Annotated in this window: 17 protein-coding genes; 7 read left to right on the top strand and 10 right to left on the bottom strand. The window is 47.6% G+C overall.

Going from position 1 to position 16546, the window contains the following annotated elements:
* From LZD49_RS25035 to LZD49_RS25020, 4 genes are all read right to left on the bottom strand, one after another.
* Entirely contained in the window at positions 1-786 is a 786-nt protein-coding gene (locus LZD49_RS25035; protein WP_234670430.1) for a DUF1080 domain-containing protein, read from the bottom strand.
* A 68-nt stretch (positions 787-854) separates the two neighbouring features.
* A complete protein-coding gene (locus LZD49_RS25030; RefSeq protein WP_234670429.1) occupies positions 855-3230 on the bottom strand; it encodes a prolyl oligopeptidase family serine peptidase in 2376 nt (791 codons plus the stop codon).
* Positions 3231-3259: 29 nt separating this feature from the next.
* Positions 3260-3562, bottom strand: a complete 303-nt coding sequence (locus LZD49_RS25025) for a hypothetical protein (protein WP_234670428.1) — start codon at positions 3560-3562, stop codon at positions 3260-3262.
* Positions 3563-3580: 18 nt separating this feature from the next.
* Complete coding sequence (locus tag LZD49_RS25020; RefSeq protein WP_234670427.1) at positions 3581-3733, bottom strand: hypothetical protein; 153 nt, start codon at positions 3731-3733, stop codon at positions 3581-3583.
* Between the two features lie 113 nt (positions 3734-3846).
* On the opposite strand from LZD49_RS25020, the gene LZD49_RS25015 reads away from it, so the two are divergent.
* From LZD49_RS25015 to LZD49_RS25005, 3 genes are all read left to right on the top strand, one after another.
* Positions 3847-6381: a M1 family aminopeptidase gene (locus LZD49_RS25015; RefSeq protein WP_234670426.1), complete on the top strand. Its 2535-nt coding sequence runs from the start codon at positions 3847-3849 to the stop codon at positions 6379-6381.
* Positions 6341-7189 (top strand): AraC family transcriptional regulator, encoded by an 849-nt coding sequence (locus LZD49_RS25010; protein ID WP_234670425.1) that lies wholly within the window; start codon positions 6341-6343, stop codon positions 7187-7189. Before LZD49_RS25015 ends, LZD49_RS25010 begins: the two co-directional genes overlap by 41 nt.
* Before the next feature lie 110 nt (positions 7190-7299).
* Positions 7300-8016 carry a hypothetical protein gene (locus tag LZD49_RS25005; protein WP_234670424.1) on the top strand — a complete coding sequence of 239 codons (717 nt, stop codon included), beginning with the start codon at positions 7300-7302 and terminating at the stop codon, positions 8014-8016.
* Here LZD49_RS25005 and map read toward each other — a convergent pair whose 3' ends face one another.
* From map to LZD49_RS24985, 4 genes are all read right to left on the bottom strand, one after another.
* Positions 8017-8781: a type I methionyl aminopeptidase gene (gene map / locus LZD49_RS25000; RefSeq protein WP_234670423.1), complete on the bottom strand. Its 765-nt coding sequence runs from the start codon at positions 8779-8781 to the stop codon at positions 8017-8019.
* 13 nt (positions 8782-8794) lie between these two features.
* Positions 8795-9580: a DUF3050 domain-containing protein gene (locus tag LZD49_RS24995; protein ID WP_234670422.1), complete on the bottom strand. Its 786-nt coding sequence runs from the start codon at positions 9578-9580 to the stop codon at positions 8795-8797.
* A gap of 145 nt (positions 9581-9725) precedes the next feature.
* Positions 9726-10199, bottom strand: coding sequence for a VOC family protein (locus LZD49_RS24990; protein ID WP_234670421.1), 474 nt, complete (start codon positions 10197-10199; stop codon positions 9726-9728).
* Positions 10200-10276: 77 nt separating this feature from the next.
* A complete protein-coding gene (locus LZD49_RS24985; protein WP_234670420.1) occupies positions 10277-11092 on the bottom strand; it encodes a helix-turn-helix domain-containing protein in 816 nt (271 codons plus the stop codon).
* Between the two features lie 221 nt (positions 11093-11313).
* Here LZD49_RS24985 and LZD49_RS24980 point away from each other — a divergent pair, with 221 nt between their 5' ends.
* Entirely contained in the window at positions 11314-12108 is a 795-nt protein-coding gene (locus LZD49_RS24980) for an O-methyltransferase (protein ID WP_234670419.1), read from the top strand.
* Positions 12109-12226: 118 nt separating this feature from the next.
* Here LZD49_RS24980 and LZD49_RS24975 read toward each other — a convergent pair whose 3' ends face one another.
* Positions 12227-12724, bottom strand: coding sequence for an NADAR family protein (locus tag LZD49_RS24975; protein ID WP_234670418.1), 498 nt, complete (start codon positions 12722-12724; stop codon positions 12227-12229).
* 98 nt (positions 12725-12822) lie between these two features.
* On the opposite strand from LZD49_RS24975, the gene LZD49_RS24970 reads away from it, so the two are divergent.
* Positions 12823-13323 (top strand): DinB family protein, encoded by a 501-nt coding sequence (locus LZD49_RS24970; protein ID WP_234670417.1) that lies wholly within the window; start codon positions 12823-12825, stop codon positions 13321-13323.
* Here LZD49_RS24970 and LZD49_RS24965 read toward each other — a convergent pair whose 3' ends face one another.
* A complete protein-coding gene (locus LZD49_RS24965) occupies positions 13324-13965 on the bottom strand; it encodes an HAD family hydrolase (protein WP_234670416.1) in 642 nt (213 codons plus the stop codon).
* A 111-nt stretch (positions 13966-14076) separates the two neighbouring features.
* Here LZD49_RS24965 and LZD49_RS24960 point away from each other — a divergent pair, with 111 nt between their 5' ends.
* Entirely contained in the window at positions 14077-15210 is a 1134-nt protein-coding gene (locus LZD49_RS24960; protein WP_234670415.1) for a T9SS type A sorting domain-containing protein, read from the top strand.
* A 73-nt stretch (positions 15211-15283) separates the two neighbouring features.
* Positions 15284-16441 (top strand): T9SS type A sorting domain-containing protein, encoded by a 1158-nt coding sequence (locus LZD49_RS24955; RefSeq protein WP_234670414.1) that lies wholly within the window; start codon positions 15284-15286, stop codon positions 16439-16441.
* Positions 16442-16546: the final 105 nt, after the last annotated feature.

Below are 16546 nucleotides of genomic sequence, written 5' to 3'. Positions count from 1 at the left end.
TTAGAAATCGGTATCCGGTTTATCCAGCTCCATTTCTTTGATCCAGATATTACGGTAATAAACATCATGGCCTTCGGATTGCAATTTCAGACCACCGGGCGTGTCAGTAATGCCTTTTCCACCATCGTTGCCGCCATCGATCCCCGAATTTTTACCACCCCAAACCTGGCTGATCTTCTGGTTGGTATGCACTTTTTTGCCGTTGAAATAAAGGGTTACCACCGGCTGCTCCACCAGCTTGCCGTCTTTGAACCGCGCCGCGCGGAACAGAATATCGTATGAATTCCATTTCCCGACACCATTGTAGGCATAGTAAGGCGATTTCGATTCGTTGATCACCGCCGCCATTCCGTGCGAAGTCGTGTCGCCGTCCAGCACCTGAATTTCGTAACGGTTTTGCAGGTACACGCCGCTGTTACCGCCCGGTTTAGTGATTAGAAACTCCACATGTGCGCGGAAATCCTTGAATTGCTTTTTGGTAACAATATCCGCCGTACCATAGAGGCCACCAGCCGAAGCGGGATCATTGGCATTGATAGCCGTTCCCTTATCGACCGGATCATTCACGACCGTCCATTTAATAGGTGGCTTGGCGGCGAAACGCGGGCCTTCCCAATAAATCCACTTCTCGTCCAGCATTTTGCGGCTGCCGTCCAGGTACACTTCGGCACCTTTCGGCGCTTTCACACCCACACCTACTTGTGCATGCGCGATGCCCGTGAATGCGACAACAGCAATGGTTTGGACAAGAACAATAGTTTTTAATTTTGAAAAATTTCGGTTCATTATGTCGTTTGTTTTTAGTTAAAAGATCGCCCGGATTTTAGAATTACTCATTGTTTCCAGGTATTAACTTACAGTTTATCTTCAAAGAGCTTCAATATCCGTTTGTACTCGTCCGTCCACGACGATGCCTCTGCAAATGCATGGTCTTCCATCGGATAGGAAGCCAGTTCCCAATTGCTCTTGCCCAGTTCGATTAACCTTTGCGTGAGGCGCACAACATCCTGGTAATGCACATTCACATCCACCATTCCATGGCAGATCAATAAGTTGTTTTTTAAACCGGCCGCGTAGTAAATGGGCGAGCTTTTGCGATATGCAAGACTGTCGGCCTGCGGCTCGTTGAGAATATTGGCTGTGTAGGATTGATTGTAGGCAGCCCAGTCGGTCACAGGGCGCAATGCGGCACCTGCGGTGAACACATCAGGTGTGGTGAATAGCGCCATGAGCGTGATAAATCCGCCATATGAACCGCCGTAAATGCCGATCTTCTTAGGATCAATGTTATAGGTTTTAATAAGCCATTGTGCACCGTCGGTATGGTCGGTGAGATCTTTGCCGCCCATGAAGCGGTAAATGCCCGTGCGCCAGTCGCGGCCATAGCCGGAGCTTGCCCGGTAATCCATGTCTAGCACAGTGTATCCCTTGTCGGTGAGCAGGTTATGGAACATATATTCGCGGAAATACTGGCTCCACCATTTATGTGCATTCTGCAAATACCCCGCGCCATGAACGAATATCACGGCTTTGCCATTCGATTGTTTGGGTTCATAAACCCGCGCGTAAATGTCCTGCCCGTCGCCAGCCTTGATCGTCACGACTTTCGCTTCGCGCCAGGGATAGGAAAGGAATTCGGGGGAAACCGAGCGGGTAATCTGGACCGGCTTCGTGTTTTTCGAAGGAGCGGTGGCATTATTATCGAGCAGGTAAAGCTCCCATGGCGCATTGCTTTTCGAGAATCGGATCGCGAGATTCTTCTCGTCTGGCGAGAGCGTCATTTCGTGCGCGCCGGGCGTGTGCGTTAAGCGGATACGAGCGCCGCCCGCCATGAATATGCGATACACGTGCTGTTCGCCGGGGTGGACTTCGTTGGTAATGAGGTAAAAATACTTTTTGTCCTTCGAGAACACCACATTCTGCACCTCAAACCGACCGGAAGTCAATGCTGTTTTCTTGCCTGTATTCAAATTGAATGTATACAAATGGGAATAACCGGTTGCTTCGCTCTGGAAATAGATCGTCTGGTCGTCGACCCAACCAATCTCTCCGGCGCTTTGCGGGTAGCCGCCAATACCCGGCCCGCCGATCCACGCTTCGTCGCGCTGGCGATCGAGGAGTTTCAGGGATAAGGTCGCCGGGTCGAGCGACATGATCCACCGGTCCTTGCCATCCAGCGAACGGATCACTACCACCGCATGCTGCCCGTTATCGGACCAGAATGGTCCGTGGAAAATCACCTTACGCTCCTTGTCTTTCCAGGCCGAATCCTGTTTGGGATAATCTTTCAGATAATCGGGCTTGTCGTGAATGCCGGGAATCTCGGCAATGGCTACTTTGCGGGCAGTGTCTTTCTTAATATCGTAAATCCAAAATTCGCTTTCCGAAGCGGGTGCTCCGACCTTCGTACGCGAGGAAATATCCTCGGTAAAGCCACTTTCCGTCACATAATTAGGGACAATGGTCGATTTGGCGTTCTTGTCTACCTGCGTAAGCCGGTAGGTCACAAACAGCCCGTTGGGGCTAACCTGCTGGCCCGATACATTCTTGTCGCCGAGGTAAATCTCTTTTGGCCTCGCAGGTTTATCGGCGTCGGCAATCTTCTTGCCAGCGTCTTTTTTTTCTTTTCTTTCTTTGAGAATTTCAAACATCGCCAATTGGTCGGCTTTGAGAAACTTTTCCTGCTCACTGGTTTTGCTGTCTGCCTTCTTAGTGCCGGTTTTAAAATCGGTCAATTGGCTGACGAGCCCTGACGCAAGCGAAATACTGAAAAGATTGTTGCCCCGCTCGAAAATGACGGCGTTCTCATTCCCGCTAAATGCCGGATTCGCTTCCCGTTCGGTCGTGTTGGTGAGTTGACGGATCCCAAAATCCTTATAGTTCACGATAAATAGGTCGCCGTTTTTCTCATACAGTCGGAATGAATGCGCCCGGTTGTAAACGCCGCTCTTACCCGGCATCCGTCGCCGGTCGGCTGGCGCTACTTTGCCGATCTTCTTGCCAGCCAGCGAATAGGCGTAAAGTGAATCAGAAGGATTCTTATCCGGATTCCAGTTGAAATAGACCGTTTTGGAATCATCGGCCCAGGTGATGTCTGTGGGTGAAGTACCAATCCACATTTTCGGATCCCGCATGATTTTTTCGACGGAGAGTGGCGAGAGGGATTGGGCTTGGAGGTTGTTGATGCAAAAAAAGAGTAGTAAAAGAGTGAGTTTGCAAAGGTGGTTCATGTTTCGGTTTTTAGGACGATGCATTGTGGTTAGTTGCTATGCGTAACCTTTTTATCTTGGTAAGGAATAGCCTTAATGAGGCGAATATGATTGTATTCTTCGATCACCACGGTGTTTTCTGCCGGGATAATTCCACGTTTAATCCAGTTACTTACCGTTTGTGTATTGGGAATATTGAATCGTTTGCAATATTCAGCGACGGTTACCCAGTCATTTAATTCGTAAATCTTACCATCCTTGGAGAGATAATCTTGAGCTTTCAACAAAGTTTCCTTTGCTGCTCGAAGCAGTTCGTCAAGCTCCTCCCGTTTTGTTTCTGTGATCGTTTTCATATGCTTGATGTGATGCTGTTATTTTCTTTTTTCGAGTTCCGCGAGTACTTGCAATAGTTTGGAGATGGCATCTAAAACCTCGTCAATCTGTTCCGGAGTCATTTCTTGCTGGCAATCCCGCAAGTATTGTCGAAGCGCAGCAATGCGCATCCGGATGTCTATTTCCATCATAGCGTGCGGTTTTTGTTCTAATATACAAAATGTTACGTGTCGTAACGGAATCTGAGGGAAGATTCTGCGTGTATTAAAATTGAAGTGTTATTTTTGGGCGTATCCTCAATCCAATGACATTACTACGCTCTCTACTTTTTTTTGTGTCTCTTGCCATGGTTGCAATAGCCTGCACCAACCCCCAAAGCACCACTCCCGAAAAAGGCGTCTCTTTCGCCTTGAACGAATATCGCAGGCAACATATAGACAGCATTCGATATGCTATCGAGCTCGATATTCCTGAATCCAAAGCTGAAAAGATCATCGGAAAGGAGAGCGTTTCATTTTACCTCAATGCAGTGGATTCGGCTCTTGTACTGGATTTTAATGTCGATAAAAGTCATCTACTGGAAGTGCGGGCCGGTGGCAAAAAGGTCGATCACCAATTTGTCAATGAGCACATTGTCATAGAACCGAAACATTTGGTCAAAGGAAAAAACGAATTTGAAATTGATTTTGTGGCAGGTGATTTGTCACTCAACAGGAGTGTGGATTACCTCTACACGCTTTTCGTGCCCGATCGTGCTTCGACTTGTTTCCCACTTTTCGATCAGCCTAATCTCAAAGCATCTTATCAACTGACGCTGAAAACGCCGCAGGGATGGGAGGCGGTTTCGAATGGGAAATTGAATGCGAAAACGGTTGCAGCCGGAAAATCGGTTTACCAATTTGGAGAGACTAAGCCGGTAAGCTCCTATCTTTTCGCATTTGCGGCGGGAAAGTTTTTCCGGGCTGCAAAGGTGCTCGATGGTCGGGAAATGACCATGTATTACCGGGAAACGGATACGGCAAAGGTCAACCGCAACCGGGATGAGGTATTTGAGCTCCATGCGAAGTCGCTGGCATGGCTGGAAAATTATACGGATATCGATTACCCATTCGGGAAATTCGATTTCGTGCTGCTGCCGTCGTTCCAATATGGCGGTATGGAACATCCCGGATCGATTTTCTACAATGAACCGGCCCTTTTTCTGGATGAGAACGCGTCGGTAAACCGCAAAATGGCCCGTGCCAGCGTGATCGCGCACGAGTCTGCACATATGTGGTTTGGAGACCTGGTGACGATGAACTGGTTCAACGACGTGTGGCTTAAAGAGGTATTTGCGAATTTTATGGCGGCAAAGATCGTGCATCCGGGCTTTCCGGAGATCAACCATGATCTGCGGTTTCTTTTGGCACATTATCCCAACGCCTACGACGTCGACCGCACTGCGGGAACCAACCCAATCTTGCAGCAATTAACCAACCTCAAAAACGCCGGTACGCTCTATGGGACGATCATATATATGAAGGCGCCGATCGTAATGCGGCAGTTGGAAAGAAAGATCGGAGAGAAGACGATGCAGGAAAGTTTGCAGGAATATCTCAAAACCTATTCGTTCGGGAATGCGCGCTGGGACGACCTGATTGGCATCATCGATCGACGCGCACCGGAGGACATCACCGCTTGGAGCAATGTGTGGGTGAAAACGCCGGGAATGCCGGAGTATGGTGTTGAAGGCAATAAACTGGTGCAGTTAAAAGATTCGGTTTCAGGCCGGATCTGGGAACAGCCGTTGGTTTTGAAAGCGATACGGGAGGGCGATAAAAGCCTGCTTTTCCCGAATAATGACGGAACGGGTTATGGGTATTTCAAAATGGATACGGTCGCCAAGGCGTGGTTTTTTGAAAACTATGGCGGTGCAAATGCCATTTTTGCGGATCCGGTGTTCCGTGGGGCAATGCTGGTGAACAGCTGGGAAGGATTGTTGCGTGGCGATGGTCCTGGCCCGGAAAAATTGGTAAATCATATTTTAAATGCTTTGCCCAAAGAGCAAAATCCGCTGCTGGTGGACTATCTGCTCGGAAATCTGCAAAGTGCCTGGTGGATATTTTTGAATGCGAGCCAGCGGGCCGCATATCAAACTCAGCTTGAAAATTTGCTGTGGCAGCTCTTAAATACGACCAAAGACAAAGGCATCCAAACTTCCTATTTCCGAGCTTTCAAAGCATTGGCGTTGACCGATGACGGCTGGCAAAAAACGCACGGCATCTGGACAGGCAAGCTGGAAGTGAAAGGACTCATACTTTCCGAAGAAGACAAAATTTCGCTTGCGTACGAGCTGGCATTGAAAGGCAAAGGCGACGGCAAGGCGATCCTGACCGAACAGTTGAATGCAACGAAGAATCCCGATCGCAAAGCCCGGATGCAATTCGTGATTCCGGCATTGAGCGCCGACGTCGTGGAAAGAGATGCGTTTTTTGAGTCATTGAAAAAAGAAGAAAACCGTGAGAAAGAAGCCTGGGTACTCGACGCATTGGCATACCTGCATCACCCGTTGCGGGCAAAAGCTGCATTGAAATACCTGCGCCCGTCGCTCGACCTGTTGCAGGAAATCCAACTGACGGGCGATATCTTTTTCCCGACGCGCTGGCTCCACAACACCTTTGCCGGACATGCTTCGGCGGAAGCGGCCGCCATAGCCCAAACGTTCTTGACGGAGCATCCGGACTATCCCTATTTTTTGAAAAACAAAATCCTGCAAGCGACCGATCCGCTCGATCGTTCTGTAAAACTCTCAAGGAAATATGCCCAAAACGAGCATCCCGCTAAATTATCTCAGAAATGAATCCGGTTTAGGCATTTCTCTGCAGCGCATCGACCGGCTCAATATGGTGAATGCCGCGTATATGGGGGCTCACCGCGACGACCATGGAAATTTCTTCTTTCAGGAGGAAGGCCACGTCCGGTTGATGGTCGATTTCCGGGAAATCGAATTGAGAGGGAGCGGCATATTTTGCGTTCTGCCAGGACAGGTGCATTATCCGTTACACGCGGAAGGTTCCTATGGCTGGTTCCTGGCTGTAGAGATGAGTTGGCTTGACGAACACCATCGGACGGTAGTGGATGAATATGCATTGCATAGCCTTCCGGTAACCATCGATCCGCAGCAGGCCAGGTTGTTAGGCCGCAGCCTTGATCTGCTGCTGGAATTTTATGAGTCACCGGAACAGTACGGACAGCCCGTGTTGCAATCGATGCTGAAAACGTGCCTGGGCATATTTACGACGCTATTTGAAAGAGAAATCGTAAAACACGATGCACAGACACGACCTTCTGCGCTTTCGTCACAATTTCGTAAGCTTTTATCACAGCATTTCAGAACTGTGAAAAGTCCCTCCGGATACGCGGCGATACTCAATATTACTTCGTCCTATTTGAATGAGGTAGTAAAGGAAACATCCGGCCAGCCAGTGAGCCACTGGATCCAGAATGAAGTGATGATGGAGGCTAAAAGGTTACTGTACTACACCGATTTAAGTATAAAGGAGATCGCGTTTGACCTTGGCTATGATGATCACGCTTATTTTTCAAGACTGTTCAGGAAAGTGGCCGGAAAGTCGGCGGGGCAGTTCCGGGACGAATACCGAAAGTAGCTGATCTTTATAAACCGCGAATTGTCCAATCAATCCCACTCTTACTCTATTTATTTTCTTCGTCCGCGCGGGTTGTTTTGTAAAGTAAAAAATTGGCTCGATCGTCAGCCATGGAAACAACACCAATCGGACAGAAAATGAATATCATCAAACAGAAAGCGCTTCATTTGCTTGAAACCGCATTTGGAAAATCAGGTACCGTTCTCGCAATCCGGGCCTGGGAACCTGCTACCTTTTTTGAAGTGGATGTCCACTTCCCCGATATGGATATGAGCGGCTGGAGACGGGTACAACACATTAAGGTACGCGTAGGAGAGGGTATCTTCCGCGATTATACACCCGCGGGCTGGGACGAGGACATTCGCACATGCACTTTATACATCAATGCGGAACAGGACGGCCCGGGTGCGCAATGGATCCGTTCGCTTCACACGGGCGACCGCATTACGTATGTAGGCGTGGGCGCGACCATGCACCGGCCTGCGTCGACTGGCGAAATGGTCGTTTTCGGCGACATGAGCAGTATCGGGCACTACCTTGCTTTGCAGCAGCTCGCCGGAAACCGGGCGATCAGTGGGGCAATTACGATCGCCAACGAAAACCACCGCGAAGAATTTAAAGATTATTTCAACTGGCGTATCCAGCCCGTGCGGAAAAACGGCGACGGAGGATTGAGTTCAATGCTCAAATGGACCAGCGATAAGCCGCTGGCCAATTCGAACATCTATATTTCAGGCCATATCCCAACATGTGTACGCCTGAGAAAAGAGCTCAAAAAACGGGATGATTCGCCGCTCGGAATTCTGGTACAGGGATTCTGGTCGTAATCAGTCGAAAATGCCGTTCATAGCGGTGAGGATTACCGGCTTGCCATCCGTCACGATGACCGTGTGCTCGTGTTGCGCCACGTATCCGCCGCGCGAGCCCACGAGCGTCCATCCGTCCCGTTCGGTAGAAGCTGTGGTTGAGGCCGTGGAAATGAAAGTTTCGATCGCTACAACGCTGTTTTTACGAAACCGCGTCTGGTTATAGCGGTCGTAATAGTTGGCGATTTCATGCGGTTCTTCATGGAGACTGCGTCCGATTCCGTGCCCCGTCAGGTTTTTGATTACTTTATAGCCTGATTTTCTAGCTTCCGTTTCGATCAGACGACCGATTTCGGAGATTTTTACGCCTCCTTTGATCTGCCCTAGCGCCTTGCCCAGAATGCGTTTTGAAGCATTCACCAGCTTATTGTGGCCATGAATATCCTCCCCCAATACAAATGAACCGCCGTTATCCGACCAAAATCCATTCAATTCGGCAGAAACGTCGATATTAATCAGATCACCTTCTTGCAATACCTTATGCTCGGAAGGTATCCCATGTGCGATTTCGTTGTTAATGCTGATGCAAGTCCAGCCCGGGAAGCCGTAGGTTAGCTTTGGCGCAGATTTCGCACCGAGGCTTTTCAGCATTTCTCCCCCGAAATCGTCGAGTTCCTTGGCAGTCATGCCGGGGCGGGCGTGTTCGCGCATAGCACGTAATGTGGTAGCTACTGCACGGCTCGCCTCCTGCATCCCGGTCAGTTCATATTCTTTGGTAATAGACATACGTGAGTAAATATTATTTCAAAACTTTTTCAATGGCAATTTCTGCATAAACGCCATCCCACAACGCAATGCGCCTTTCCAGCGAGGCAATGGTTGCTTTTTCCGCTTCCTGCCAAAATACCTCGTTGTCGCCGCACAGGTTGGCGGTCATTTGCAGTGCAAGGTGGCTGTGGTGGTCGCCATCTACTTCGATATGCCTTTCAAGATAATATTTAAAAATGGAAATGCTGTCGGGGAAATTTTTGTGAATGTCTTCAATAATAGACATAAACATGCCCGGAATGAGATCCTCGCGACCGAAAGTAAATGTGGCAGCTTGTATATGTGATTGGCCTGTACGGATGGTATCAAAAGTAAAAGCAACAAACTCCCGCGCTTTTTCGGGCGTTCCCGCCATTTCGAACGCCTTTCCAAAATCTCCGGTTTTTCGTAGCACAGCGATAAAACGGTTGATTTCGCCGGTATCCGCACCGCATTGTTCCATGGCGTCGAGGTAAAGCTCGAAATGGCTTTTGACATTACCGTTCATATCGACGTCCGATTCCTCGCCCGTAACGATTTCGTTGATCAGGTGGCGGGTTTCGCCATCGCCGATCGGGAACCAGGGTACGGAGGTGCAGGTCAGGCTGTTTTGAAGGGATTTGAGCAATGACATAAAGTCCCAAACCGCGTACGCATGGTATTTCATGAATACTTGAAGGTCTTCGATGTCTTTGATAACGGAATAAACTTTGTGCTGGATAATCTGCTGCCGCAAAGGCTTGATGTTTTGCTGGATTCTGGAAATGTGATCGTTCATATTTGCTTATTTCTTTTAGTAAACCGCCTTCCCTGGAGGTTTGTTCAGATTTGCAAATAAACGGATCGGGCACCTTGCCTCTCGCAAGGAGTTAGTCAATGCGTCATGCGGGCGAAGGAACGGTGCCCGCATGACGCACCGGTACTTAATTCGTGCCCTGTGGGGAGTATCTTACGAGGTCAATTCCGATGCCGTTCGGATCCTGGATCGCAAAATGCCGGTCGCCCCAGGGTTCGTCACGAAGCTCGATCTTGATATCGACGCCTTTCTGCTTCAATTCTTTATAGAGCTTATCGACGTCGTCCACTTCGATCGTCAGATACATGCCTTGGCCCTGGAAGGCGTTATGGAACAACGGCTGCTGGGTCGGATGCTCCGGGAGCAAAAAGCTTATCTCCGAACCACCTCCGGGTGTATGGAGCAGAATGTAAAATTCATTTTCGAAGCTGACGCCGAAGCCAAGGGTATTAATATAGAAAGCTTTGGTTTCAGCGAGTTTGGAAGTGATAATGCCTGCGTTCAGTTTCATTTTGGATTTTGTTTGAGTTGTTGCTTCGGTTTGGGGAAATGCATTGATGCATATGCAAATCAATGCGAGTAATGTGATGAGCCGCTTCATATGCTGTTCGTTTTGGGTGAACTGATGGTGCAAATTTCGGTTCAATCAACCGCGCAGGATTGTAAAAAACGGACAAATTACCTTCCAAACGCTTTGCCCGGTGTAACACCGTAGAGATTTTTGAATTCTTTGATGAAATGCGCCTGGTCATAGTAGCCGTTGTCGTAGAACAGCTTGTTTTCGCGCAGGCTTTGTTGTGAAGGTTTGGCACGCAGGATATGCTGAAAACGCACAACCTGACTGAATGTCTTGGCGGAGTCACCGATGTAAAATTCAAATATCCTGCGAAGCTGCCGTGGGCTAAGGCCGGTATCCAGGTCTTTTTCGATATTTAGTACGCCGTAATTTAGAAGTATAACTGACAGTGCCCGATAAAACCTGGGATCATAATCAAATTCAATGCCGGCAATGAGACGAAGGAAGTAGTCATCAAGCCTTGCTTTAATCTCAGATACAGCGAGTTCCGACTTAAAACGCGACGCTATAAACTGTGAAGTTTCTGGCAACACCGCATCGAGATTTTCGAAACGGTTGCTCAAATGTGACGCATTGATTTTGAAGAGTTGAGGAAACATCGTGGGTAAAAACCGTACACCCACATAGTCGAAACTGTTTTCGAGCGGGAACTCCGTGTACTTTTTACAAAAACCCATGACGAAGTTCTCGACGGGATTATTGAGCTCGAAAAAAATGTCGATACAGCCGTCCGCCACGACCCGGTAAATGAACGGCTCGTCAAGCGGAGCCGTCGTTCGTAACTGCCAATAGCAATAAATAATGCCTTGCAATGCCGCATCCGGAAGGAATTCCTGATATGTTACCTCAGATGCCGACTGCCGGACCGTCGGCTGAACAGGCACATAAAGATGACGGATATCTGGAATTTTGTACATGTGGCTTTGACCGTTCGTTAATTAATCTTGTTCAACGTTCCGTTGATTTACTACGAATTTTGAAAATTGAAAAATTTGTATTTATTTGTAGATCAGTGATATATCCGTATTTTGGTGCCGCTGAGTCAGTATCTTGCAAAACCGTTTGATAACTGATAAATGGCATCGCATATCACGGCGACTGCTAATACTAAACGTTTCAATATAACACATACACAATCATGAGCAAAGCACTTGATAATCTCCTTTTGTATGCAGGTGTGGTGAAGAGGGTCGGATATACACTCACGTTCGGAATGTTGAACGCCGGCTCCAGGGACGAATTGCTAAAATTGTATAACGGCTACAATGGCCATCATCAGCCAGGTGAAAACGTGCCCGTCGACCCATTTATCATTCCGAAAACCGATGTTTTCGAGCTTTTTGGTAATGATAATGCGGCTTATGAAGGTGTTTATGAATGTGGGTTCGGGCATACGACCGAATTTGAACTGAAGGTCATCAGTAACCTCGTCAAAAAATGGAATCCTCAGAGGATTTTCGAGATCGGAACATTCCAGGGGCGCACCACCTTGAATATGGCGCTCAACAGCAGTAGTGATGCAGAAATCATTACGCTCGATTTACCTGCCGAAGAACTGGCTTCCACCAAAATGGAAATTGAAGAAGGGGAAGTACGGTATGTGAAGAAGGAAGTCTCCGGTGAGCGCTTTATAGGTCACCCGGCAGCTTCCAAAATCCGCCAGGTGTTTGGCGACTCGGCTTCATTTGATTTTAACGAATACCATAATTCGGTCGACGTGGCATTTGTCGACGGTTCACATGCCTACGAATATGTCCTGAACGACAGCGAAAAAGCATTTTCGATCGTGCGCAAAGGCGGATTGATCATCTGGCATGACTACACCAATTGGCCGGGGGTCTGGACGGCGTTGAACGAACTTCATCAGAATGACAGCCGGTTTAGGGGCATCCGGCATATCGGCGGCACCAGTATCGCTATTTTGACTGTCTGACATTCGGCAAACTCCGCGTTGCGTGAACAGGAGCAGCTTTATTCGCGAACGTATACCTGCGACCGGTCTGTGGCCGTCAGCTTGTCTCGTGTTTCCATTAATGCAAATCCGAGCAGGTTCAGCCCGTCCCATTTTCGGGGTCGGCGGCACGTGGATCGCTGGCAGCGAGGCCTATCCCCCAGATGTGATCGACCGGACTCGCTTCGACCAATATTCTTCCGCTGGTATTAAGGAGAAAAGTGCGTAGCTGAGGATTTTGGGTGAATTTTTGAAAGCTTCCTTCCAAGACAATGTCATACCGGTTTTTCAGCCACGTGTCCTCATCAAAATTCACGACCATCCGACCTAATGCTTTCGCTTCTCCCGGAGATTCGCAGGTGATAATTTTGTTTCGCAGTGCATTGTTGCCAAACAACCGAGCTTTCTCGGCCATCATCCAATGCTCTGCCGTTGGGTAAAAGACATCGCCTATTTTGAAGGGAGCATGCCACCATTGGCTCAGACAAGCATGATTAACTTGTCCATTCTTTTCTGGTCCATGTCCCCAAAAATGCAGGTATTTAATCTTAGACTCTTGTTTACGCTGTTCTAAAAGCCAGTTGATATTGTATTTCATTTTTAATAAAATATCGAGTTTCGCTGAAATTTGACTTCCAGACCGCTAAGCCCCGGCATTATTTTTGATACAAATTCACAAACCAACGAACGGATCTCATGAGCAACAGAACCTTAGTCGACGCTTACATTAAAGAGCTGGAAGCGGAGTACACGTCAACCCGGAAATGTCTCGAACGCATCCCGGTGAACTTGTTCGATTACAAACCCCATCCAAAATCCATGGAAATGGGTTACCTGACCTTGCTGGTAGCCGAAATACCGCTGTGGGTCACCTATATGGTAGAGCAGGGCGAGGTGGATTTCGCGACCTACAAACGTTTTGAGTTCACTACCAGCGAAGAACTACTGGATCATTTTAAAGAAGTGTTCAATGGTGCCAAGAAATCGCTGGCCGCTATTACAGATGAAGACCTCGATGCGCCATTTTACCTCAAACGCCAGGGCGAAGTATTATTTACCCAGCCCAAGCGAGAAGGCGTCGGTTCTACGATCAATCACTGGGTGCACCATCGTGGCCAGCTTACCGTTTACATGCGGCTCAACGAAATTGCGGTTCCGTCGATCTACGGACCTTCTGCCGACGACCGTACATTCTGATCAGAGCGGCGGATTGACACGGTCAAATTGCTCCTTTTTGAGCTGTTCGAGGATTTCCTTCGTCGATTCGAAACTGGTATGCTGGTAGGCTCTAAATCCGAGCGTTCTGGCCATATTTGCAAACATAATCCGGTCATCGAAATATACGCACTGGCTGGGCGTTGCCTGCGCGATGCCCAGCGCCAGTTCAAAAATGCGCGGGTCGGGCTTGCGCATTTTCACCTCGCAGGACGAAATAAACGCATCGAAACAGGCGTGCAGTTTAAACTTCTGGACCCGGTAATCGTTCAGCTCCTTTCCTTCATTATTGATGGAAATGATCCGGAAACCGCAATCTTTTTTCCATTCTTTCAGCCAGGCCAGCATTCCCGGTAACTCCACCGATTGTGAATACATGAATTCCTTGAAATCCTCGCGTACAAAATCACGCGGATGATTAAATATCACTGTATCGAGATATTGGTCAAGATTAACACTGCCGATTTCGTAAACGTTAAATATAAAATTATGGAGCTGGTCCATTTCCTTATAATTGAGGCCAAACTTTTCGGCGGCCAGTATACGGGATTCATGGCCCCATCCATTGCTTAAAAGCACACCGCCAATGTCGAAAAAGAGGATTTTGAGATCGCTGATCTGCATGGTTATTGAGAAATTAAATATGGTTACAAAAAATATTGATATTTAAATAAATTATAGGTTAATTTATAGGTATTTAAAAACTTATTTGGTTTTAACGTTAAATACTTAGCTATGAAACAAACGCTACTGCTTTTCCTAACACTTTATTTTACTTCCGCATTTCAAGCCAACGCCCAAACGATTCAGGGTAGCTTGAAATTCGGATCTAACCCGAAGGAAGTCATTTTTACGATCCGTAACAATTCCGCCTCTTCTATTACCGGCAATCTGACAAAGATAATGTATACGCTCCACATGAATTTTGGGGAAAGCTATCCGCCCGAGGATGCTTTGAAATATCTGACCATCTCAACAGTTGCCCAGCCAAATACAGGAAGTTTTGCCACTTCGAGCTTTATGAATTTCCTTTCCAACTATTTAAAGACAACCTGGACGGGTTCACTGGCGGTCGACCTTGACCCAGGGGAGCAGATGGATGTTTTCAAATTTTCGCTCACAGTATCAGGCAATTTGGTGTATGTCAGCCCGCTGAGTATAGTGTATGAAGATCCGATGTATGTTGACGGAAGGGATTGGCTTGTAGAAGTGAGCGGCGTAAATATGACAAATGACGGGAGCGAAAAATTTTATAGCACAGGTCCATCGGTTGCACTCTACGCCGATCAGTTCGGTTCCAGCAGGGCTGTTCGGCTCACGAGTTTCGGAGAAGTCAACCTGCCTGTGAAACTCAGCCGTTTTGAAGCCAATGCAGAGGGGGTAACGTCGCATTTAACTTGGTCGACCTCCGAAGAAACCAATAGCGACTATTTCAGCATAGAACATAGCCGGGATGCTAAACATTGGACCGAGTTGGGGAAAATGGAATCGCAAAAGGAAAGTACGGTTCTCAATAACTACGACTTCACGCACATTAACGCGGCTCCCGGCATTAATTACTACCGGCTGAAAATGGTCGATTTGGACAAAACTTATGCCTATTCCCAAATCGTGAAAGTAAATATCGATGGAAAGGGAGGGGGGGCTATCTACCCCAATCCTGTTCTGAGCAAATTTGAATTGACCAATGCGGGCTTAAAGGATGTGGAAAAAGTCAGGATTTTCGATGTCTCAGGGAAGCTGGTCCATGAAACTTCGCAGGTGGATGAATCTGGCATCTCAATTGGGCATTTGGCATCCGGGATTTTCTATGTGGAGCTCGAAAAGGCGGATGGCGATATTAGGAAACACAAGATTTTGAAAAAATAAACGAATCGTTCGAACTTCGAACGTGGACGTTCCCCGTCACATAACATCAGTAATCCAAACATTAGCTACGAAGATGAAAAACACGCTACTCACTCTCTTTTTTATATGCTCTATTTTTACGATCTCTGCGAGTCACGCTCAGATTATCCAGGGAAGCCTTAAGTATGGTTCAAATTCAAAGGAAGTCATCCTGACCGTGCGTAACAATTCAGCTTCGCCAGTAACAGGCAATTTGACAAAGGTAATGTTCACGCTCTCAAAAAAATTCTTTGACCATGTTGTGGACGATGGTTTCAAATTTCTGAATATCTACACTCTTCCCCTACCGAGCACCGGGTCTTTCAGTAAGTCAAGCGATTATAGTTTAATGGTAAATTATGTGGAAGCAACCTGGACAGGCTCTAAGGCGATCGATCTCGATCCCGGAGAATCCATGGACCTCATCGGATTTTCGCTTAGCGCGGAATTGAGGGGCTATTCGGAAGATATGAACGTGGGAAGTGAATTGTTTTTGACCTGTGTAAGAAGCGACTACATGGCTGAGAGAATATGGGCGATTGAGGTAGACGGAGTCGACCTGACGATTGGATCCGAAGATCTATTTTACAGCACAGGTCCCACAGTGACAACAAGTCGTAGCGGGGACTTACCGTCATATTTCAGCTGTTGGGCAAGAATGTCGAATTTTTCAATGACCAATTTACCGGTAGAGCTCAATAGCTTCATAGCAAAGAATGAGGGAAATGTGGCCAACTTGCAATGGTCAACCTCCGAAGAAACCAATAGCGACTATTTCAGCATAGAACATAGCCGGGATGCTAAACATTGGACCGAGTTGGGGAAAATGGAATCGCAAAAGGAAAGTACGGTTCTCAATAACTACGACTTCACGCACATTAACGCGGCTCCCGGCATTAATTACTACCGGCTGAAAATGGTCGATTTGGACAAAACTTATGCCTATTCCCAAATCGTGAAAGTAAGTATCGATGGAAAGGGAGGGGAGTCTATTTATCCCAATCCTGTTCTGAGCAAATTTGAATTGACCAATGCGGGCTTAAAGGATGTGGAAAAAGTCAGGATTTTCGATGTCTCAGGGAAGCTGGTCCATGAAACTTCGCAGGTGGATGAATCCGGCATCTCAATTGGGCATTTGGCATCCGGGATTTTCTATGTGGAGCTCGAAAAGGCCGGGGGAGATACTAGGAAGCACAAGATTTTGAAAAAATAAACTATTCGAGCATAAGCATTCGGATGAGCGATTTGTAGGCCTCTGGTTGGTTGCCTTTAACAGTGATCACAATCGCGATTCGAGGTGATATTTACAAGACATTTC

This window comes from Dyadobacter sp. CY261, assembly GCF_021440085.1.
Lineage (GTDB): Bacteria > Bacteroidota > Bacteroidia > Cytophagales > Spirosomataceae > Dyadobacter.
The sequence above is the reverse complement of the archived record's forward strand: the minus strand, read 5'-3'. Positions and strand labels throughout refer to the sequence as shown.